Genomic DNA, 20,289 nt, shown 5'->3' with positions numbered 1-20,289 from the left:
TTGTCTAAACCTGATTCATAAAAATCTGTTCTAAGGTGACTTCCTGTTTGCGAATGTATTCCAAACGGGGAGAAGAAGATGCGGATGCGAAAAGTTTTTCCTTAAATTCCCTTTCGGTGGAGGTGGAAACGAGAAACGTATTTCCTCTCGAATCCTCTCCGATGGATTGAATCTTATCCGAGTTCACTCCGGGAAAAGCGGAAAGAAATTTCTTACCGGACTCGGCGTTCGCCCCCGAAAGAGTAACTTCAAGACCCGAGAGTTTTTCCATTTCCTCTTCGAGTTGTTTTCTATCTCTTTGATACACCATTCTCCCCTTATGCAAAAACAGGAAACGGTTGCAAGTTTTGTAAACTTCGGGAAGAATATGACTCGAAAGTAAAATCGTATGCCCTTCTTTCAAAGAGTGAATGAGATTTCTGATCTCGACGATTTGTTTCGGATCGAGTCCGGAAACGGGTTCGTCTAAAATGATAATTCTCGGATTTCCAAGCAGCGCTTGTGCGATTCCCACTCTCTTACGAAACCCGAGCGAAAGAGTTTCGATGTTACTCTTACGAACATCCGTGAGAAAAGTCCTTTCACAAACTCTCGCGATCTCGGAGTCGATCGACTCGGACGAAACCTGTTTGATTCTCGCGGCGAACTTGAGATAATCTTCCACCGAAAGTTCCGGATAAAGAGGCGGTGTTTCGGGAAGATAACCGATCTTCTTTTTCACTTCGAGAGGATTCTCGAACGTGTTGGTTCCGTCGATCTCGCAGATCCCGTCGGACGCGATCAGATATCCGGTGAGAATTCGAATCGTGGTCGTTTTGCCGGCTCCGTTCAAACCGAGAAGACCTACGATTTCTCCTTCTCCCAATTCAAAATTCAGACGATCTATAGCGAGTTTTTTGCCATAGAATTTAGATAGGTTTTTAACTTTGATCATCTTTGTTTAAACTTTTTATCGGGAAGTTCATTACTCAGGAAGTCCGATAGGATGGAATTTTTAAATCTTACGTTTATCGTAAAGACTCAGAAAAAAATAAAAAAAATTTATGAGTTCGGGTCAATCACTTTCTCGTAAATGAATTTTTTCGAATCCGCAAAAATGGGATCGATCGGCGCGAGTATTTTCGACCGAAATCAACGGTTGATTCGTTCCAAAAAACTTTTGTAGAAAATAAAAAACTCTTTTATCTCAAAAAATTAGGATTTTATAATTAAAAACAAAAGCCCTTATGTGTTTCACCAAATCTTCGTTTTACGAAATGAACAAGATTTTTTTCTTACTGAACGTGGAAATTGAAAACGTAACATTTCCCGACTGAATTCATTCACTTGAAAAGTTTTTTATTTCATCGTTAAACATCGTTCTAAAACTTTTTGGGACAAGCTGCAAAATATTTCCGAGACACTCCTATGACTTTGTATCCTGGATCGGAATCGGTTTTTTCGAATGATCCTCGTAAAGATTCGTTCGGGTTCTATCTTTCAAACGATCTCCAAACCATTATAAACACAATTGACTCGTATAAAAAATTGAAAAGGTTTTAAAGGAGTCGTTCTAGAAAATCCTCCTTCTTCATTCGATTTGTTTTCATCCATTTAACTCAATTGAAAAAAACAACATCTGAAGATCGGGAATTCAAGTGCGAAAGTAGAACACAACCCAAGTTCTCGGAATAAAAAAGAATTGCGAAACCTCCCGTAAAACGAGATTCATCCTTAAACACCTAAGGAAAAACAAAGTTCATGGCAATTGCAAACTTTCTGAATCAAGTTAAGGTTAGCGGAGGGAAACTCTTTCTGCAATTCGGAGGACAAGGATCTCCCTTCTTGAAAGAACTCTCCAAACTTTACGAGTCCGAGCCTTCTCTCAAAGAATTCTTCGATATTTCTTTTAAAACCATCGCCGAAGAAGTTCCCAGACTCGATAAAAAAATCGTCTACGGCGGTTATGACTTCGAAAGCTGGGTTAAAAATCCGGATTCGGCCCCGGATGAAAACTATCTCTGTAGTGCGCCCGTTTCCATCGTCGGGATTTTTCTAACCCAAATCGGAAACTACGTCGCATTCACGAACAAAGGTTTTCCGGTTTCCGAATTGGTCGCAAGCTTGATCGGTGTTACAGGACATAGCCAGGGAGTTATTTCTTCCGCGTTATTCGCGCTTGGTAAAGAAGGCGCGGATTTTTATTCGGCATATGCAAAATTCTTAAAGTTCGTTTTGTATATCGGTTACAGAGCGCAGGAACTCGTGGGCGCTTACAATCCTTCCGAAACTCTTCTCAAAGCAAACGAAGAAGTGGGTGATAAACAACCGGCTCCGATGGTTGCGGTCATCGGTTATTCCCAAAAAGAACTCGAAGACAGGGTGAAACAAACCAACGAGGCGCTCGGATTAAGCGGAGCCAAAGCGGTTTACGTAAGTCTTTTTAACACTCCCGATTCCAACATCGTTTCCGGAAATCCCGAATCTCTTCTCGAATTTCGTAAAAAGTTCAAAGCGGAAATGGACGAAAAAAAAGTGAAGTTCGTTTATCTGAGAACAACCGCTCCTTTCCATTCTCCGCATATGGAAGATACGAACAAAACTATTCCCTTGGACATGGAAAGAATCGGTTTCAATTTCAAAGGTTCCGATCTGAAAGTTCCCGTTTATTCCATCTTCGACGGAAGAAACATGCAATCCGATGCGGAAATCGGTCTTCCTCTTTTTAGAGAGATGTTGATCAAAACTCTCCATTGGGATAAGGCGGTTAAACCTTTCGTTACCACCGCAAACGTGACCGGTATCGACTTCGGGCCGAGTGTGGTGAGTCAAAAACTGACTCAAGCGAACATGGGAACTTCCGAAAATAAAATCTACGCCGTTTCAAGCCCTAAGGATATCAAGGTTCTATTGGCCTGAAAAATAGAATATCTTCGATTCTAAAGCGGATTTACCCGTTTCGGAAATATCTTCCGAAATGGGTTTCCGGATTTTTTTCCCTCAAAAGACCCGAAGGAGAAATTCCAAAACTCGCAAAGGCGAACTTTACAACCGGCCTTCACTGCGAATATCTTCTTTGGCTAAACACGTATCAACGTCGCCCCGATTTCGATCCCTTTGAACACCAATACATTTCCCCGAAACAAAAATCCCTTTTACGGGATCTTTCCCATTCCCTTTTTCCCGAAGCCAAAAACGTTCGTTATTCCGATTCCGAAACCAGAAAAATTTTGAAATCCGGCAAGGGAGTCAGGTCCGCCTGTTTGGAAACGGAAAAATTTTCCATGAAGGCGGAATACATTCTGCCAAACGAAAAAATACCCGGAACCTTCGAAATAATCGTTCTCAAAGTTTCGAGTTCATTCAAAAAGCAACATATTCCGGAAATTGCATTTCAAAAATTCGTAATGGAAGAATGCGGTTTTCCGGTTTCGGGATGCACTCTTCTTTTCGTAAATTCCAAGTTCCACTTCCAGGACGAAATTCGAGTCGATTCTCTTTTTGTGCGTAAGGACGTGACAAACGAAGTCGCCCTTAAAGAAAAGGAAACGAAAGAAGCCGCCTATTCCTTATACGATCTTCTTTCTAGAAAAAATCCTCCTCCTCGTTTTGCGAGTAATCTATGTTCTCATCCTAGAAACTGTTCTTATCCGGAAATCTGTTTGGCTCCTAAAATTCCGGGCGATATCTTCACACTTCGGGAAGGGAAGGAAGAATCCGTAAGGTTTTACGAACAGGGAATTTTCAATCTAAAAGACATTCAAGAAACGGAAAGTTTGACTCCTCGTCAAAAAATTCAGGTTCAGGCGATGCGAACCGGAACTCCCTATACGAATCAAAAAGCTTTCACCGAGTTTTTCGAAAAACTTCGTTATCCGATTCACTTTTTGGATTTCGAATCGATCAATCCTCCGATTCCGGTTTATCCGAACACGAACCCGTTTCAACACGTTCCGTTTTTGTTTTCGCTACACGTGATACGGGAGGATCTTTCCCAAGAACCCGAAAGTTTTCATTATATCGACGACGGAATCATAGATCCCAGAAAAGGAATATTAGAAAAACTGCAAGAATGGATTCTTCCGGGAGGGACCATCCTTTGTTTTAACGATAAATTTGAAAAAAGATGCCTGGAAGAATCCGCTTCGGCCTTTCCCGAATATAAGGATTGGCTTAAATCGATCGGGGACGATTTTATGGATTTGGCAAAACCTTTTTGGGAATACGATTATTATCATCCGGATCAAAAAGGAAGTACTTCCTTAAAAACCATTCTCCCGGTCGTCACAGGCAGGAATTACAAGAGCCTCGAAATCCAATCCGGTCAAATGGCAAACTCCGAATTTCTACGAGCCAAAACCGAACCGATGGCTAAATCCGAAAAGTCGGAGATCGAAAAGAATCTCATCGAATACTGCAAACTCGATACCTATGCAATGGTTTTGATTTTGAGGGAAATCAAAGAATGGATCGAAACGAACTAAATCGGCCCAGCTGAGCCGATTTAGAAACTCTTCGCCGTTTAAGATTCTAAAGACTGAATTGGCTAACGGTAATCGTATAGTCTTCCACTTCTCCTTCAGTGAACGATTCGTCGGCACGCGGATAAGTTTCCGAACCGAGAGCGGCTTTCATGGAAACTCTCATTTTTAAATCTCCGGTGAGTGCGCTCGTAGGGATCAAAATCGATTTTTGTAGTGTTCCACCATACGAGGAGTAAACAGAATCCTGAACTACAATTTCCGAAGAATCAAAACTACCGTCCCGATTGAAATCAATCCATACTCTCCAGCGATGAGTTCTAGAAGGAATACTTAAAGAACCCTCGCTCGATAACACGATATTGTAAGTGAATCCTTTCCAAACGTTCGGGTGTAGATAAGTGTTATCCTTATATCCACAATCATTTCCGGAATTTTTTTCCAGACTTGAAAGTTTAACGGATGTGATGAAATGTCTCGGTTTAATCATTCCCTCTCCTCCGCGAGAATTTGTTTGCGCAGGAACACCTACCGCATCCCAAGCATCGATTGTATTTTTTACTTCCGAAGAAAATTTCCCATACAAAAATTTAGCTGCAAGAACAGCAGCACTTCTTGCAGACTTATAGCCCGATGTAGGAGAAAGATAATGGAGCGCCGCGTAAGCGATTTTTTCCGCTTTTTCAATGCTGATTCCTGACGCCTTATACTCACACCAATGATCATTGATCCCTTGTTTTCCTGTGGAAAGGATATAAAACCAGTGACTCAAAACAAGACTGTTCGTATGTGGTTCGTTGTTTTCAAAGTCCCAAAGACCCCCATAGTACGTATTTGGTCCGGGATTGAGAACCGTAGTCAATTTCGGATTTTCTGCGGAGCGCATTCCACCTCCCGGAACCGTTTCATCCGCTATTAACCAAATATTTTTTTGCATTCCTAGAGTTTTGTTCACAAAATGATTCACACCAATGTTCCAAATATCACTGAATCCTTCATTGAGAGCACCAGGCTCCGGATCAAAATTGAAACCTGCAATGTCCCCATTTACACCGTGCCCAAATTCATGAGAGGTAACATCCAAAGAAGTCAAATCTTCAAATCTTGGATCTAAAATAATAGCCACATCAAAACTCTTACATATACTACTATTATGAGGACAATATATATAATATATTTCTTCCGTAACAGGATCCCAAAACGCGTTATTGGCTGCAAACATATCAAAGTAATGCACGTTATTCACTACTTTGCTATTATCTCCATCATAACTCAAATGATTGTGAATGGATTTGAAATAGTCATAAGTCATTTCAATTCCCCAATGTGCATCCAACAAAGCATCATGGTTATAGTCATCATGATATTCAGATGTTATCCAACTATTGTTAGTATCAATCATTGGAATATTCAAAAATTGAATTCCCAAGAAAGGGTCTTGTACAAATTCCCAAGAATACGTAACAATTCCGTGTCCTCTTGAATAATCCTTAAGTTCATAATGATTCTCTTCCCCCGCAGTCCAAGTTGTAATCGGTTTCACTCCGCTAAAACGAGTCGATGCAAATCCCTGTTTGATACAAGGAGTTTTATCCGGAAAACAAAGTCCGTAATTCGTATCCGGCAGGGGTTGTGGAGTTGTCGGAGTCGGATCACCTCCATTCGCTTCGTATCTTCTAGCGTCTCTACTCGACAAAATCTCACCGGAGTTAGAATCCACATAAATATATTTGGAAGCAGACGGTTCGATCGCCGAAATCCCAAACTTATATGCCAATCGAAATTCTTTTTTAGAATTTGGTTTGCCTCCAGAATGTTGATAAACCAAAAGCTCCCCCTTTGGAAAATAAGTTGCTTTCGGATCATTTCTTTTCGCTTTCAAAGCTTGTTCTCTTTCCGGAGATTCCCAAATATATTTTTTAGCTCCAAAATGTTTGAGTGCATTGGAAAGCGCTTCTTCTTGAGACAATCGAGGAGAAGAACTTAAATCCTCCGGAACTTGATAAAATTGCCCGACCATCGATTCGATCGTGTTCCCTTTTGAAATTACCGTATAAATTCCGTTTTCAACTTTAATTCCTTTGTATTTCTGTTGGAATCGATCGTGATCATAATCACCAACATGATTCGAACGCAAAAAAACCGGTTCTGAATTGAAAGGTAATTGCAAATACGTTTTTAAAACTTCAGGAGCCTGTTTCCGAGCATAAGGAACAAGATCCGAATTAAACTTTGCAAGTGTAATCGAACCGTCAGACGTATATACCCTCTCCGAGATCGCCTTGTTATCCGGTTTGACCGGATTTAAAATTCCCAACCAAGATTCTATCCTGGATCCTTGTCCGTCCTTACAAGAAAATAAAAATAAAATTGAAAAGAAAAAGATACCAATGAGTATCTTTCTCCTCAAGTCAACTCCTAACCGCTTAAAAAATTTCATAAAATTCCTCCGTTTAAATTTGTATTTTGTGAAATCCCAAAACATCGACCGCGTATATGGACAATCATTTAAAAATTTTTCACTTTAAAATAAATATGTTAAAAAACGAATATTCATAAAAATGAAAATTTAATTCAAATTGGATTGAACTAGTAAAAAAATACATAATAAAAGTAAACTATTTTTTATATAGAATATAAAAAATTAATAAATCTTGTTTTTCTAAAGAATCTTAGACAACATAAAACTCGCCCGCCGTCAAATCCGTCCTAGGTTATTTTTCTTTGTTCAAAACATTTTTATTAAAATGAAAAATACACGATCGTTCAAAAAGTAGAAGTCAGGAGAAAAAATTGAGAGAAAAGCTATCTTTACAAAAATGTTCTCAAAAAAGAAATATAAACCGTGTAATACGGCATTCATTTTTACGACTTCTAAGATTTAAGAAAAGCCGGAACTTCCGAAAACAAAAACTATCTAAATCCCGCTACAAAATCGGGAAAATCCGGTTGTCCACAGACCCGCACCGATTTTCAGTGTTCTCAGAATGGCGCAAAACAAACCTGTTAAAAAAATCGTCCTCGCTTACTCCGGCGGTTTGGATACGTCCGTAATTCTCACTTGGTTGAAAGAAACATACGGTTGCGAAGTGATCGCCTTTACTGTGGACGTGGGTCAAAAAGAAGAACTTTCCGGATTGGAAGAAAAAGGAATTAAAACCGGCGCTTCCAAGGTTTATATCCAAGACCTCCGTTTGGAATTTGCGAGAGATTTTATTTTTCCGGCCATCCAAGGAAACGCGCTTTATGAAATGCGTTATCTTTTGGGAACCTCTCTCGCTCGGCCTCTGATCGCCAAAGCGATGGTGGAAGTCGCCGAAAAAGAAGGCGCGGACGCTTTCGCTCACGGGGCGACCGGAAAAGGAAACGATCAGGTTCGTTTCGAACTCGGCGTTAAGTCTTTGGCTCCCGAAAAAACAATCATCGCCCCTTGGAGAATCTGGAGTTTCGGCGGTAGATCCGATCTGATCGAATACGCAAAGACCAAGGGAATTCCGGTTCCCGTAACCGCGGAAAAACCGTATTCCATGGATCGTAACCTCATGCACATTTCTTACGAAGGTGGAATATTAGAAGATCCTTATAGAGAACCGAACGAGAATATGTTTCTTTTGACGACTTCTCCCGAAAAAGCTCCCGATGCGCCCGAATATTTGGAACTTGATTTTCAGGAAGGAAATTGTGTCGCGATCAACGGTAAAAAACTGAACCCTCTCGAAGTGATGGAAAACCTCAATACCATCGCGGGCAAACACGGAGTGGGAAGAGTGGATATCGTTGAAAATCGTTTGGTTGGGATCAAGTCCAGAGGCGTTTACGAAACTCCGGGCGGAACCGTGTTGTTCGTCGCTCATAGGGATTTGGAATCGATCACGATCGATCGGGACACACAACATCATAAGGATAAATTATCCATAGAATTTGCCGAACTCATTTACAACGGTCACTGGTTCTCCTCAAGAATGAAAGCGGTTCGCGCTTTTATTTCGGAAACGCAGAGATACGCGACCGGAACCGTAAAAGTAAAACTCTACAAAGGAACGTGTTCCGTCGTGGGAAGGAAATCTTCCGTCTCTCTTTACAATCCGGAAATGGCAACCTTTGAAAAAGAAGAATTGTATAACCAAAAAGACGCGGAAGGATTTATCAATATCTACGGTTTACCCGCTCAAGAAACGGCCAGGCTTCGTAAAAAATGAAACATTTGGCGATTTATCCGGGTTCCTTTGATCCGTTGACCAACGGACATTTGGATATTCTTCAAAGATCCATGGGACTTTTCGACAAGGTGATTATCGCGATCGCGGTCAATTCCAACAAGTCCACTTTGTTTTCGATCGAAGAAAGACTCGGGTTTATCCGCGAAGTCACCCGAGGAATGAAAAACCTGGAGATCGACACCTTTCCGGGTCTCACTGTGGATTACTGCAATCAGGTCGGAGCCAACAGTATCATTCGAGGACTTAGAGCGGTCACCGACTTCGACTATGAATATGCAATTTCTTTAATGAATAAAAAATTGGCTCCGAATGTGGAAACCGTCTTTCTCATGTCTTCGGGCGAATATTCCTTCATTTCTTCCACGATCGTAAAGGAAGTCGCGAGACACGGTAGGGACGTGAGCAACCATGTTCCTGAAATCGTCAGCAAAGCATTACTTAAAAAACTCTCTCAATAAGGAAAAAAAATGTCCAGAACGTTCATCATGATCAAACCAGACGGAGTAAAAAACAAACACGTCGGAAACATTCTCGCGAGAATCGAAAAAGAAGGGTTCAAAATCCTAGGTTTAAAATACCTAAAGTTATCTCTCGAAGATGCAAAACAATTCTATAAAGTGCACTCCGCTCGTCCGTTTTACAACGACTTGTGCAACTACATGTCTTCCGGACCGATCGTCGCCGCCGCTCTCGAAAGGGATAACGCCGTTCTTCATTGGAGAGAAGTCATCGGAGCGACCGATCCGAAAGAAGCGGCAGCCGGAACGATTCGCGCTCTGTATGCGGAAAGTAAGGAAGCGAACGCTGTGCACGGTTCCGATTCGGACGATAACGCCGCTCTTGAAGTTTCTTTCTTTTTTAAAGGAAACGAATTGTTTTAAAACGGTTTTGGGTCTGACAATCGTTAGACCCATTCGTATTTTTTCAGAATTTCTACGACGATGAATTTCGACTTCAGTCTAAAATATTTTTAAATGATTCGATTTTTTAGTTGTACTTTTTGGAAAGAAATTATTAATTATTTTCTAAATTCAGTTATAAAACGATTTTTTAAACCGACAATTTGAATATGAACGCAAGCACAAGAGAACAACTTCAAAAACACAGCGAAATCATGAAACAATATAGGGCCAACGATCCGTTCGGTGATCCGAATCACGGAACCCCGGATTGGATGGACGACGTGATGGAGCTTATTTATTCCAGAGAAGAGTTTCTTGTGGATTCCGAATCGGATTTTGAAATCGAATAATCTGCGTTCCTGCATAAAGAAACTTACGTTCATGAGGAGTCGTTTTCGATTTTAACCTTTCGCAACTCTGTCTTTTCAAACAAGATTTTCGGATTTTCCAAAAGACGAATTCTTACAAATCTTCTCTTTCTGCCTGACATCCCTTCCCGAATTTTTATCCGTCTTCTATTACAAATTCCTAAATTTTCTTTGGTTCCAATTCAGTTTCTTTTTCATCCCGTGCAATGCAGTAAGTTCCACATTTTTCCGGAATGACATTAGGATTTTGTAAGAGTTCCTACATTTTCTTCCAACTCGATTCTCCCTAAGATGTAAGAGAATTGACCTCTTTCTTCGTTCTCATTCTAATAGAAGTATTAGGAGACGAGAATGTCCGAAAAAACAAAAATCGCAATCGCACACGGAGATGGGATCGGTCCGGAAATTATGGACGCAACTCTCAAAATTTTGAATGCGGCCGGAGCCAAGATCGATCCGATCGAAATCGAGATCGGGGAAAAAGTTTATAAAGAAGGACATTCTTCCGGAATCAAACCGGAAGCCTGGGACATTCTCAGACAAACCAAAGTATTTTTAAAAGCTCCCATCACAACTCCGCAGGGAGGAGGTTACAAAAGTTTAAACGTCACCGTCAGAACGACCCTTGGATTATTCGCCAACGTTAGGCCCTGTTTTTCTCTTTATCCGTATGTGGAAACCAAACATCCTTCTCTCGATATCGTCATCATCCGTGAAAACGAAGAAGACCTTTATACCGGAATCGAACACAGACAAACCAACGATACGGTTCAATGTCTCAAACTGATTTCCCGTCCCGGATCGGAAAAAATCATTCGTTACGCTTTCGAATATGCAAGAGCCTACGGAAGAAAAAAAGTAACGGCGATGGTAAAGGATAATATCATGAAACAAACGGACGGTTTGTTCCATGATATCTTAAAAGGAGTCGCCAAAGAATATCCGGACCTCGAATCAAATTCTCAGATCATCGATATCGGAGCCGCCAACCTTGCGGACAAACCTCAAAACTTCGACGTAGTGGTTACCTTGAACTTATACGGAGATATCATTTCCGATATCGTCGCACAAATCGCCGGATCGGTCGGCATGGCCGGCTCTTCCAATATCGGAGAAATCGTTTCCATGTTCGAAGCGATCCACGGATCGGCGCCGGATATCGCGGGGAAAAATCTCGCCAATCCGTCGGGTTTACTCAATGCAGCCGTTATGATGCTCGTTCATATCGGACAACCGGATGTTGCGGCAAAGATCAACAACGCTTGGCTCTTGACGGTCGAAGAAGGAATCCACACCGGAGATATTTTTAAAGCCGGCGTAAGCAGAATCAAGGTCGGAACCAGGGAATTTGCGGAGGCTGTAATCGGAAACCTGGGTCATCTTCCCGAAAAATTCAAACCCGTTTCTTTCGGTAAGGCAAAGAAAATTATAATTCCCGAATATAAGAGAATCGTCCAAAAGAAAGAATTGGTCGGTGTCGACGTTTTTCTGGATTGGATCGGAAACGATCCGAACGAACTCGGAAACAAACTCAAATCCCTTTCAAACGAACTGATGTTAAAAATCATCACGAACCGAGGAGTCCAAGTTTATCCCGACGGACAACCGGAAACTTTTTTGATCGACCACTGGAGATGCAGATTCGTGAGCAAAGAAGCCTTGATCAAACAGGAGGATCCTTCGTATCATCCGATCTCTCACAAACAAGTGGCGGAGCTTCTCTTAAAACTGGACTCGGCGGGTTTTGATACCATAAAAACCGAAAACCTATATTACTTTGACGGAAAAAGAGCCTTCTCCTTAGGACAAGGGGAGTAAGAAAAGATAGGAAAATAAATCGAATTTAAAAAAAGAAAGCTACGTCATTTCGGAAATTTTATAACCGGTTCTGAATATTCAGAAAATTGCAAGAACATATTATATTCAATTGTAAAAACTAAATTTAATTTTTACAAACCGCCTTACGTTAGTTCGCTATAAAGCTTTTGAATATGATCCTGAGTGAGAGGTTTGGAAAGATAACCTCTAACTTCCGGAAAAGAGTTCGCTTTTACGATGTCCCTTTCATCGACGGAAGAACTTACCATAAAAATTGTGACCTTTTTTGCGAGTCCCCCTTGGATCTTTTTAAATTCGTCTAAAAATTGCCAACCGTCCATAAACGGCATATTGATATCCAGCAAGATCGCATCCGGAAGTTGTTCCCGATCGGAGCTCAATGTTTGAAGCTGCTGAAGCGCCAATTCTCCGTCCTGGAAATCGCGTAGTTCCGTGACTCTACCGTCCTTTTCCAAGAATCGTTTTGCAATCATGATATAGATGGAATCATCATCGACTAACCAGAAGTTCATATTACGTTTATTCAAAGTCATTATACTTAGAGTTTGTCCCAAAACGTCTCGAGTTTTTTCGGCATCGCATTCATTTCCGCAATTTTCCTATGTTTTGGGACGAGTTCTTATTAAAATTGATGGTGAAAGATGTACCCTTACCGGGAGAACTTTCAACCGTTATTTCGCCGCCAAGGGACTCTATTTGATTTTTCGTCATAAACAATCCGATCCCCTGCCCTTCCTTTTCTCTGTGAAACGTTTTGTTCATTTTAAAGATTTGGCGACGTACTTCCTAAGATCGATCCCCAGACCGTTATCCCGTACCACTAAAAAGAATTTCTTATCCTCGACAAATGAGACGAAAGAAATCTCCGATTTTCGGTTCGAGTCCGAGTATTTTAAAGCATTACTCAATAAATTTAATAAAATACTTTCCAAGTATATTTTTGGATAAAAAATTTCCGGAGCCTCGGCAAAGTCGGTTCGAATCTCCACGTTTTTCCTTAATTTGAGCGAAGAGAAGATTTTGGACCATATGAAAAGCGTCCTTAAAAAAACGTCTGTTTATCCACGTTCTTGTTTCTGCGAATTTTGATCACTTCCACGATATCGTTCAACGTGGTCATCAAATCCTCTACACTCGTTTCCAAGGATTTGAGAAGTTGTTCCTTGTCCGTAACGTCTTTTTCATTCAACATAGTCGTAAGCGTAAAAATATTTCCGATCGGCGCACGCAAATTATGAGAAACGATCTGATTGAATTCTTCCAATTGAGAATTTCTTTCCGTTAAGTGATTGCTTAAAGTTTGCAACGTCTCATTTTTTTCGATTAAAGCCGAAAGCATATTTTTACGATCGGTAATATCCTGGATCTGAGAGATGAAAAATAAAGGTTTCTTTTGGGAATCTCTTACAAGAGACACGATCAATAAAATCCATATCGTACTTCCGCTTTTATGGAAATATCTTTTCACCATACATCGATTATGTTCCAATCGGAAAGAACGCGCCTCGATTTCTTATGTTCATAAATCAACATATCGAAACGTCGTTTTTTAGAACCGTTGTTGAAAAGTTTCCTTGGATAAAAAGAAGGGAAATCGAAGATTTTCTTAAAGATCAAAAATGAATATTCTTGTCGAACTTGAAAATAAAATCCTACAAGTTTTTAAATTTATTCTCCGTCGTTTCCGAGGGCTTCGATAGGACAAATCTCCATCGCTTTTTTTGCCGCGATTTCTTCTTCCGGAGTAGCAGGTTGTCTATGAAAGTAAACTTTGGATTCGTCGTCCGTATATTTCAGAAGCATAGGCGCTTCTTCCATACAGTCGTTACAAGGAACGCAGCTATTATCGATATAGTATTTTCCAGGCGCGTTCTGTTTGACTTTATCGTTTTTATCGGCCATGTTTTATAAAGTCGGTTGGACGATTGTTTCGTCAACCTCTTTTCAGAATTGACATCCGTTCCGATCTAAGGATACTCACCGAAGTTATGAGCTTATGGACGGAAAAAATATCCAGACGAAAGTTATTCGGTTTCGGCCTTGGAGGATTGTTGAGTATCGGTATCGGCGCATTCTTTTTGAGCCGAGCTAAAAACCGATCCGTCGCCAAAACCTTATTCTTTTCCACATCCGAAGTTGAATTCTTATCGGCTTACTCTCAAAGCCTTTTACCCCAAGAACCCGGTTTTCCGGATCTTGAAAAAGCGGAAGTAATACGCAGATTGGACGAAGAGTTTTTCTTTGTGGACCCCGATATCTCCGACGATTTCAAATCCCTCATTCTAATTTTGGAATATCTTCCTTTAGTTACGGGTTATTGGAGTCGTTTTTCCAAGTTAGGCGAAGAGGATCGAAAAAAATTTCTACACGTTCAGGAATCCACCGAGTCCGACACGATTCGAGCTGCATTAGTAAATCTTAAACTACCGATCTTTTTGGTTTACTACGGACACGAATCTTCCTTCAAGGCGATTTCGTATGACGGACCTTTTGGAAATCCTCCCGAAAAGTTAAGCGAATCCAGAATCTATTATAAGAAAATCCTGGGGGAGTCATGAGCGGGCGCGTTTACGAATGGAAAAACCTAGGAAATTCCAGAACCGTTAAAGCGGACGTAGTCATCGTAGGAACCGGGTGCGGCGGTGCAACGCTTGCTTACGAACTTTCCAAAAACGGCAAGAAGGTGGTGATGATCGAAGAAGGCGGTTACTATCATACCGGAACCTTCGACAATCGCGAACTCAATATGGCCGGAAAAGTTTCAGCGGAAAGAAACATGGCTACGGATGCAACCGGAACGATCAATCTCGTCTATGGCAAGAACGTAGGCGGCGCTTCGGTTCATTATTGGGCCGATAGTTACAGAACTCCGGACGACAGACTCGACTTTTGGAAAGAAGAGTACGGAGTTCACGGTCATTCTCCCGAAGACCTAAATCCTCATTGGAAAGAATTGGATGAAACGTTAAACGTTCATCCCGCTAAAGAAGAATATTATAATAAAATGAACCAGCTTGTGAGGAAGGCTTGCAAGTCTCTCGGTTGGGAAGGCAATCCGGTTCCACAAGCGAGAAAGAACTGTCAGAAGTCCGGTCATTGTATGCAGGGCTGTATGTACGGAGCCAAACAAAGTCAATTGATTACGCATATTCCAAGAGCGATGGCCTTAGGAACGGACATCTATGCGGATTGCAAAGCGATTCGTTTGGAACTCAAAGGCGACAAGGTGGAATTTTTAGAAGCGGCCATGATCGATCGTCCTTCCGGAAAAGAATCCGGAATTACTTTAAAATTTGAGGCGCCCGTTTTTGCGATCGCGGCGGGTGGATTCGGAAGTTCCACATTCTTACTGAGAAACGGATGGAAGAAAAAACTTCCCGCTCTCGGAGAACATCTCGCAATCAATCCGTCTCCGTTCGTACACGCGTTCTACGACGAACCGATCGTTCAGTGGAGAAATATCCCCTCCGCATTCGGGGTCGAAGAATTTCGTTTGGCCCGTTTTAAAGCGGACGGAACTTATATCGAAGGCGGATTTTTAATCATGGCAAACCAACTTCAACCCGGAAGCCTCGCGGCTTTGATCCCCGGCTTCGGAGTTGAACATAGGGAAATCATGAAACAACTTCCGCACGTCGGCGGAACGATCGGGTGGATCGACGACGTTCCTTCCGAACTCGGAAACATTTCGATAAGCTCCTTCGGCAAACGTACGGTGACGTATAACTTCGGAAAGTTGACGAAAGAGTTTTTGAAAGATTGTATCCGTAAACAGGTTCGATTGAATTTTAAAGCCGGAGCCAAGTGGATTCTTTTACCGGATCTGAAACGAACAAAAATACTTTCCGAAAAAGAAATGGATAAGATTGATCGACTTGAACTCAGTCCCGCTTCGATGATGATGGCCGCTCCTCACCCCGCAGGCGGATGTAGAATGGGTCAAGATCCTTCCCGATCCGTCGTGGATTGGAAACACAGGGTTCACGGATTGAAAAATTTATACGTTTCCGATTCCAGCGTATTTCCTACGGGAGTTTCGGTGGATCCGAGTTATACGATCATGGCTTTCAGCAAACAAGCCGCAAAATTCATTCTCGAAGATTCGGAATGAAAAAATTACTTTTAGTTTTTGTTCTTCCTTCGTATTCGGAATTTTCGGGTTTGATTTACTCGAAGACAACATTTGGTTCGTTGATGAAAACGGAAAGTTAGAATCAAAGTCGCTTAAATACCCGAATGACTACGGATCTTTTAACTAAAATTATTTTACCGTTTTTAAAAGTAAGAATGTTTGAAATCATCCATGGAAACATCAGTAAAATTGAATTTATCCGAACGAGTTTAATAAGCCCGATTGCTCCTTGACTCGAAAATAAAAATCGTTAAGATCGAAATTATCCATGGAAAATTTTGCCAAACCGTTTTTGATTTTAGGCGTTTTGTTTTTGTTCATAGGTCTTTTCATCCTCTACGGAAATAAAATCCCTTTCTTGAATTATTTAGGAAAACTCCCCGGCGATATCCGTATCGAAAGGGAAAACTTTCGATTCTACTTTCCTTTGGCTACTTCCATCTTAGTCAGCGTCCTTATCTCCCTGATTCTTTTTTTGATTCAAAAATTCAAAAGCGGTTCTCCGTGAAAGAAACGTTTTCTTTCAGTTCGCGCTTTTCGTTTCAAGAAGGGGAAAACGAATTCGCAAAAATATTATCCGAATATAAGAAAAACCGAATTCCCTATTACGACCTCACGATTTCCAACCCGACACAAGCGGGTTTTCAATATCCGGTGGAAGCGATCCGACACGGCTTTGGAACTGCGGATCTCATTACCTATCATCCCAATCCTCGCGGGAATTTAGAAGCTCGAAAAAAAATTCAGGAATATTACGGCTCAAAAGGATTGGAAATCGATCCGGACGATTTATTTTTAACTTCCTCTTCTTCGGAAGCATATTCGTATTTGTTTAAATTGTTTTGCGATCCGGGCGATTCGATTTTGATTCCCGCGCCCGGTTATCCTCTGTTTGAATTTCTTTCCGTGATGGAAGGACTACAAACCGTTTCTTATTTTACGAAAAAGAAAAACGGTTGGAAATTAAAGGAATCGGATCTGAACCCGAAGGATTTAGAAAAATGTAAACTTCTCTTGGTCGTCAGTCCGAACAATCCCACGGGCTCCGTCTTAAACGAATTCGATTTTAACTCCTTAAAAAACACTTTAAAAAATCATAATTTACCGTTGATCATAGACGAAGTTTTTTCCGACTACGTATACGGAGAAGAATCTCATAAGACATTGATCGATTCGGAGATACCGGTTATCAGCGTAAACGGATTGTCCAAAATGCTCGGCCTTCCTGGAATGAAACTTTCTTGGATTTTACTCAGCGGGCCGAAGTTTTGGAAACAAAAGGCGAAGGAATATTTGGAACTTATATCCGATACGTATCTTTCGGTAAATACTCCGGTTCAAAACGTACTTCCCGATCTTTTGCAATGGAAGAATTTAATCCAATCCCAAATCATAAAACGGATTCAAAGAAATCTTTCTTTTTTAAAACGAACGCTAAACGTCTCGACCGTTTCACAAACGATTCGATGCGACTTTCCGAACGCAGGTTGGTACTGCGTTTTAGAAAGTGAGATTTTTTTTCCGGAAGAGGAATTCTCACTTCGCTTATTAAAACAAGGAAAAGTTTATTCTCATCCCGGAGAAATGTTCGGTTTTCCCGACGAAAAAAACACGGGAAGACTCGTTTTGAGTCTTTTGACGCCAACGGAAACGTTCGAATCCGGTTTGGAGAAAATTTTGAACTTCAAGAAATGAATTTTTTCTGTCGGAAGTACGACAATCCTCCGTCAAAAGCTCGGCCCCCACAACGCGCCTTATCGAACGACCCTTAGGGAGTGAGATTGAGTTTAGGAAGCGTTGTGTTGAGTTTCCCCCGTGTTTGCATATCCTTACCTATAGTACGACTTTGTGTAAGTAATTTGAACATAAATCCGATATCAAGCGCTCTCATGAGACCTTTGAAGATCGTAAGAGGCTCGGAGGTTTTTCTCTATCAGAAAATCATACTTTTTGCAAGTAAAAAACCTCATTCTTGTCGGAACATTTTAGGGATCGGCGTATTAGCGTCAGTGAATAGAAATCAGAGTGCAGGGGATCTTCCTAATAGAGCATTCGGCTTTAACAAAGTTGATTTTCCTCTTCTGTAAATTAACTATCCACTGATTCTTACTCATCCCTGCAAAAAAAGATAGTTCTGCAAAAAATGAAATAAAGAAAAAAGACTCGAAGATTTACAGAAAAGAAAACAGAAGGGAGTCCGCTTACTTGAGAAGGGCTACGCATGTTATTTGGTTAGATAAAAAAACAGAGAATGAAGGTTTTAAGATCATATTTTTAGATAAAAGAAAGCGGAATCAGTCGGAATCCTTATACGGTAAAAACTTGGAACTCAATAGAAAAATTGAAATCAAATACGAATCGTTTTAAAAGTTATTGGAGACAGGCGGCATTTAGGTACTTACTTTTAAAGGGATGATTAGTTTGCATGCGGGCGATTCGCCCAGATTTTCAACCGCCGAACTCACGTTGACTTAAGGACGCAAGTTTGCCTCCCAATTTTAAAATTTTCAGAATTCTTTTATCGTATCGATTGAGTCTTTTCAGACCGGCAACATATTCAATTTCGATGTTGTTTGGATTGAATGGCCTGAAGTCGATTGCAGTCCTCGGAAAGTTTTAAAACGCCTTTTTGAATTTTTTCACAGTTTTCGTCGATCACTGCTTGGAAACAACCTCTGACTGCCCTTTTGATAACTTCCGGATTTTCGTTTACAAGTAAGTACGAGTTCGACTTACGAAACTTTTCGGCGCAATGAGCGGGGTTCAACCTTTCCAGAACCAAAGTTTTGGAAGAATCCTTCAAATCCGAGAAAGATCCTTCCGCGCAAGTCGCTAACTTCCGGCAATACGCGGAAACCAGTTCGGAAGATTCTTCCCTCCATAGATCGTCTTGAATCCCTTGCGATACGGAAATTTTTTTACAAAAAAATAAATTCAAAAAAAAGAATATTCCAAAAATAAAAAATAAAATCCTTAAATTATCTCGCCTCATGAATTCTCCGATCAATGTTCCGTTTTTTTGCGAATAAAAATTTCCACCCTTTCCCCCGAAGCTTTTCCTTCGGGAGTCGCCGCGGAAGATTGTACGGGTTTATACGAGCTGGAAGCCTCGATGGAAATTTTTTCCTTGGGGATTCGGTAATTTTTAGACAACGAATCCGCGATCAGTTCCGCGCGATACGCGTTGTATTCCCAAACGTTTCTAAAACCTTTTTGAGCGGCCTCGTTTCCGTAGGGGATTTGAACTTTAAGAACAATGTCCACATCCATCGCCGAAGATAATTCCGAAATTTTCTGAAATGCAAAAATCATTTCCTCGTCCGGTTGGAATCTACCTTCTCCCAAAGAGGAGCCGAAAAGTACGATTTTAATTTCTTCGGTTTCCTGGATTCCGATATTGAGTTTGGCTTTTTCTTTCAACTTCTTTAAAGCGTAACTAACGCGTTCCCAAAAACGATAGAGCGACGTCCTCGGTTGCAACAGAGGATCCTCTTCTAAGGTAATCGCACTTCCTTGAAAAAAAGATTCTCCCAAACCGAAACCGCCTCGGATCACGTCGGCGACTTGTTTGAGTTTTACCTGATCGACTTGAGAAATCGAATACATGATGATGAACAAACCCAAAAGAAGAGTGATCATATCCGCGTAAGTCAAAAGCCAACGCTCTCGATTCTCGTGAGATTCATCCTTACGGCGCCCCCTTTCCAGAAGTTGTCTGCGAAGTCTGCTCACGCTTCTTTCCGGTTTTCTCCGAGTAACCTATGAATGTATTCCGTTTCTTTCTTTTTCACTTCTTCATAAAAAGAATTGAATATGTTTGAAGATACGGGAAGAGTCGCGTTATACGCTTCTTCGACGCTTTTAAATAAAGCGGACACACCGAGAAGGGAAGCCATAAATCGAGCCGGTTTGATTAAGAATGCGCTAATCGGTTTATGAGCCAATTCGTAAAAAATTTTTAGATTTCGTAAAACGATTTCCAACTGTCTCATCCGTTCTTTGTAGCGACCCATTTGACCGTAGTAAAGATCGTATTCCTCCCTACTCAAGCGTTTGCCGTCCCAACCGGAATCCACCAGATGATTGGCGAAAATCGTATCCAGCTCTTCCGTAAGATTATTGAGTTCGATGAGATATTCTATGTTCTCCCGCGAAGTTTCTTTCATCATACCTTTTACTTTTTGGTACGTGTCCATCGCAAGATGGAGCCAGAGTTCTCTTCCTTCTAGGTTATAGATTTTTTCGAAAAAGTATTCGACCATCGGAATCGTTTCTTCCAGATGAAAGTAGTTCGCGTAAAAAACTCGAAACCGTTCGACCTGCGCCCGAACGACTTCCGTTCTTGCCGCTTTTAGTTATACTAGGTGT

At 41.1% G+C, this 20,289-nt stretch carries 17 protein-coding genes and 3 pseudogenes; 11 read left to right on the top strand and 9 right to left on the bottom strand.

Annotated features, from left to right (window positions below):
* Positions 1 to 4: 4 nt before the first annotated feature.
* Entirely contained in the window at positions 5 to 934 is a 930-nt protein-coding gene (locus tag LEP1GSC060_RS13325) for an ABC transporter ATP-binding protein (protein WP_003006418.1), read from the bottom strand.
* Between the two features lie 806 nt (positions 935 to 1,740).
* Here LEP1GSC060_RS13325 and LEP1GSC060_RS13320 point away from each other — a divergent pair.
* Positions 1,741 to 2,898 carry an ACP S-malonyltransferase gene (locus tag LEP1GSC060_RS13320; RefSeq protein WP_003006307.1) on the top strand — a complete coding sequence of 386 codons (1,158 nt, stop codon included), beginning with the start codon at positions 1,741 to 1,743 and terminating at the stop codon, positions 2,896 to 2,898.
* A 311-nt stretch (positions 2,899 to 3,209) separates the two neighbouring features.
* Positions 3,210 to 4,463 (top strand): DUF2779 domain-containing protein, encoded by a 1,254-nt coding sequence (locus LEP1GSC060_RS13315; protein ID WP_003006242.1) that lies wholly within the window; start codon positions 3,210 to 3,212, stop codon positions 4,461 to 4,463.
* A gap of 46 nt (positions 4,464 to 4,509) precedes the next feature.
* Here the strand turns inward: LEP1GSC060_RS13315 and LEP1GSC060_RS13310 are convergent, their stop codons facing one another.
* The gene (locus LEP1GSC060_RS13310; protein ID WP_036096589.1) at positions 4,510 to 6,900 is read right to left on the bottom strand and encodes a M4 family metalopeptidase thermolysin; all 2,391 of its coding nucleotides are present in this window, start codon (positions 6,898 to 6,900) and stop codon (positions 4,510 to 4,512) included.
* Between the two features lie 547 nt (positions 6,901 to 7,447).
* Between LEP1GSC060_RS13310 and LEP1GSC060_RS13305 the strand changes: the two genes are divergently transcribed.
* The 5 genes from LEP1GSC060_RS13305 to LEP1GSC060_RS13285 all read left to right on the top strand — a co-directional run bounded on the left by LEP1GSC060_RS13305 (position 7,448) and on the right by LEP1GSC060_RS13285 (position 11,768).
* Entirely contained in the window at positions 7,448 to 8,659 is a 1,212-nt protein-coding gene (locus tag LEP1GSC060_RS13305; protein WP_003005876.1) for an argininosuccinate synthase, read from the top strand.
* A complete protein-coding gene (gene coaD / locus LEP1GSC060_RS13300) occupies positions 8,656 to 9,138 on the top strand; it encodes a pantetheine-phosphate adenylyltransferase (protein WP_003006177.1) in 483 nt (160 codons plus the stop codon). The genes LEP1GSC060_RS13305 and coaD overlap by 4 nt, the downstream gene beginning before the upstream one ends.
* Positions 9,139 to 9,147: 9 nt before the next feature.
* Positions 9,148 to 9,561: a nucleoside-diphosphate kinase gene (locus LEP1GSC060_RS13295; protein ID WP_003005802.1), complete on the top strand. Its 414-nt coding sequence runs from the start codon at positions 9,148 to 9,150 to the stop codon at positions 9,559 to 9,561.
* A gap of 188 nt (positions 9,562 to 9,749) precedes the next feature.
* Positions 9,750 to 9,932 (top strand): hypothetical protein, encoded by a 183-nt coding sequence (locus LEP1GSC060_RS13290; RefSeq protein WP_003005890.1) that lies wholly within the window; start codon positions 9,750 to 9,752, stop codon positions 9,930 to 9,932.
* 369 nt (positions 9,933 to 10,301) lie between these two features.
* Entirely contained in the window at positions 10,302 to 11,768 is a 1,467-nt protein-coding gene (locus LEP1GSC060_RS13285) for an NADP-dependent isocitrate dehydrogenase (protein ID WP_003006799.1), read from the top strand.
* A gap of 143 nt (positions 11,769 to 11,911) precedes the next feature.
* On the opposite strand, the gene LEP1GSC060_RS13280 is transcribed toward LEP1GSC060_RS13285, so the two are convergent.
* The 3 genes and pseudogenes from LEP1GSC060_RS13280 to LEP1GSC060_RS13270 all read right to left on the bottom strand — a co-directional run bounded on the left by LEP1GSC060_RS13280 (position 11,912) and on the right by LEP1GSC060_RS13270 (position 13,691).
* Positions 11,912 to 12,301 (bottom strand): response regulator, encoded by a 390-nt coding sequence (locus LEP1GSC060_RS13280; RefSeq protein ID WP_036096587.1) that lies wholly within the window; start codon positions 12,299 to 12,301, stop codon positions 11,912 to 11,914.
* A 70-nt stretch (positions 12,302 to 12,371) separates the two neighbouring features.
* Positions 12,372 to 13,260: pseudogene (locus LEP1GSC060_RS13275) on the bottom strand (sensor histidine kinase); the annotation flags it as partial.
* 197 nt (positions 13,261 to 13,457) lie between these two features.
* Positions 13,458 to 13,691: a ferredoxin gene (locus LEP1GSC060_RS13270; RefSeq protein ID WP_003006257.1), complete on the bottom strand. Its 234-nt coding sequence runs from the start codon at positions 13,689 to 13,691 to the stop codon at positions 13,458 to 13,460.
* An 86-nt stretch (positions 13,692 to 13,777) separates the two neighbouring features.
* Here LEP1GSC060_RS13270 and LEP1GSC060_RS13265 point away from each other — a divergent pair, with 86 nt between their 5' ends.
* The 4 genes from LEP1GSC060_RS13265 to LEP1GSC060_RS13250 all read left to right on the top strand — a co-directional run bounded on the left by LEP1GSC060_RS13265 (position 13,778) and on the right by LEP1GSC060_RS13250 (position 17,616).
* Positions 13,778 to 14,347 (top strand): hypothetical protein, encoded by a 570-nt coding sequence (locus tag LEP1GSC060_RS13265; RefSeq protein WP_003006219.1) that lies wholly within the window; start codon positions 13,778 to 13,780, stop codon positions 14,345 to 14,347.
* A complete protein-coding gene (locus LEP1GSC060_RS13260; protein WP_003006515.1) occupies positions 14,344 to 15,900 on the top strand; it encodes an FAD-dependent oxidoreductase in 1,557 nt (518 codons plus the stop codon). Before LEP1GSC060_RS13265 ends, LEP1GSC060_RS13260 begins: the two co-directional genes overlap by 4 nt.
* A 289-nt stretch (positions 15,901 to 16,189) precedes the next feature.
* A complete protein-coding gene (locus LEP1GSC060_RS13255; protein ID WP_036096460.1) occupies positions 16,190 to 16,429 on the top strand; it encodes a DUF2905 domain-containing protein in 240 nt (79 codons plus the stop codon).
* Positions 16,426 to 17,616, top strand: a complete 1,191-nt coding sequence (locus tag LEP1GSC060_RS13250) for a pyridoxal phosphate-dependent aminotransferase (RefSeq protein WP_003006078.1) — start codon at positions 16,426 to 16,428, stop codon at positions 17,614 to 17,616. Before LEP1GSC060_RS13255 ends, LEP1GSC060_RS13250 begins: the two co-directional genes overlap by 4 nt.
* A 762-nt stretch (positions 17,617 to 18,378) precedes the next feature.
* On the opposite strand, the pseudogene LEP1GSC060_RS21015 reads toward LEP1GSC060_RS13250, so the two are convergent.
* The 4 genes and pseudogenes from LEP1GSC060_RS21015 to LEP1GSC060_RS13230 all read right to left on the bottom strand — a co-directional run.
* A pseudogene (locus tag LEP1GSC060_RS21015) lies at positions 18,379 to 18,483 on the bottom strand (carboxypeptidase); the annotation flags it as partial.
* Positions 18,479 to 18,913, bottom strand: a complete 435-nt coding sequence (locus LEP1GSC060_RS13240) for an LA_2478/LA_2722/LA_4182 family protein (protein WP_003006152.1) — start codon at positions 18,911 to 18,913, stop codon at positions 18,479 to 18,481. The pseudogene LEP1GSC060_RS21015 and the gene LEP1GSC060_RS13240, both read right to left, overlap by 5 nt.
* Before the next feature lie 11 nt (positions 18,914 to 18,924).
* Complete coding sequence (locus tag LEP1GSC060_RS13235) at positions 18,925 to 19,653, bottom strand: OmpA/MotB family protein (RefSeq protein WP_003005752.1); 729 nt, start codon at positions 19,651 to 19,653, stop codon at positions 18,925 to 18,927.
* Positions 19,650 to 20,276: pseudogene (locus tag LEP1GSC060_RS13230) on the bottom strand (FFLEELY motif protein); the annotation flags it as partial. The pseudogene LEP1GSC060_RS13230 and the gene LEP1GSC060_RS13235, both read right to left, overlap by 4 nt.
* Positions 20,277 to 20,289 lie beyond the last annotated feature (13 nt).

The sequence above is a fragment of the Leptospira weilii serovar Ranarum str. ICFT genome (assembly GCF_000332415.1).
Lineage (GTDB): Bacteria > Spirochaetota > Leptospiria > Leptospirales > Leptospiraceae > Leptospira > Leptospira weilii_A.
Note: the sequence above shows the minus strand (reverse complement) of the source record. Positions and strands in the feature narration are given on the sequence as shown.

Bases quoted from the DNA above. Each gene is read 5' to 3' on its own strand.
- LEP1GSC060_RS13295 (WP_003005802.1), top strand. From the start codon at position 9,148: ATGTCCAGAACGTTCATCATGATCAAACCAGACGGAGTAAAAAACAAA.
- coaD (WP_003006177.1), top strand. From the start codon at position 8,656: ATGAAACATTTGGCGATTTATCCGGGTTCCTTTGATCCGTTGACCAAC.
- LEP1GSC060_RS13270 (WP_003006257.1), bottom strand. From the start codon at position 13,691: ATGGCCGATAAAAACGATAAAGTCAAACAGAACGCGCCTGGAAAATAC.
- LEP1GSC060_RS13290 (WP_003005890.1), top strand. From the start codon at position 9,750: ATGAACGCAAGCACAAGAGAACAACTTCAAAAACACAGCGAAATCATG.
- LEP1GSC060_RS13240 (WP_003006152.1), bottom strand. From the start codon at position 18,913: ATGAGGCGAGATAATTTAAGGATTTTATTTTTTATTTTTGGAATATTC.
- LEP1GSC060_RS13260 (WP_003006515.1), top strand. From the start codon at position 14,344: ATGAGCGGGCGCGTTTACGAATGGAAAAACCTAGGAAATTCCAGAACC.
- LEP1GSC060_RS13305 (WP_003005876.1), top strand. From the start codon at position 7,448: ATGGCGCAAAACAAACCTGTTAAAAAAATCGTCCTCGCTTACTCCGGC.
- LEP1GSC060_RS13285 (WP_003006799.1), top strand. From the start codon at position 10,302: ATGTCCGAAAAAACAAAAATCGCAATCGCACACGGAGATGGGATCGGT.
- LEP1GSC060_RS13325 (WP_003006418.1), bottom strand. From the start codon at position 934: ATGATCAAAGTTAAAAACCTATCTAAATTCTATGGCAAAAAACTCGCT.
- LEP1GSC060_RS13280 (WP_036096587.1), bottom strand. From the start codon at position 12,301: ATGAACTTCTGGTTAGTCGATGATGATTCCATCTATATCATGATTGCA.
- LEP1GSC060_RS13255 (WP_036096460.1), top strand. From the start codon at position 16,190: ATGGAAAATTTTGCCAAACCGTTTTTGATTTTAGGCGTTTTGTTTTTG.
- LEP1GSC060_RS13310 (WP_036096589.1), bottom strand. From the start codon at position 6,900: ATGAAATTTTTTAAGCGGTTAGGAGTTGACTTGAGGAGAAAGATACTC.
- LEP1GSC060_RS13265 (WP_003006219.1), top strand. From the start codon at position 13,778: ATGAGCTTATGGACGGAAAAAATATCCAGACGAAAGTTATTCGGTTTC.
- LEP1GSC060_RS13320 (WP_003006307.1), top strand. From the start codon at position 1,741: ATGGCAATTGCAAACTTTCTGAATCAAGTTAAGGTTAGCGGAGGGAAA.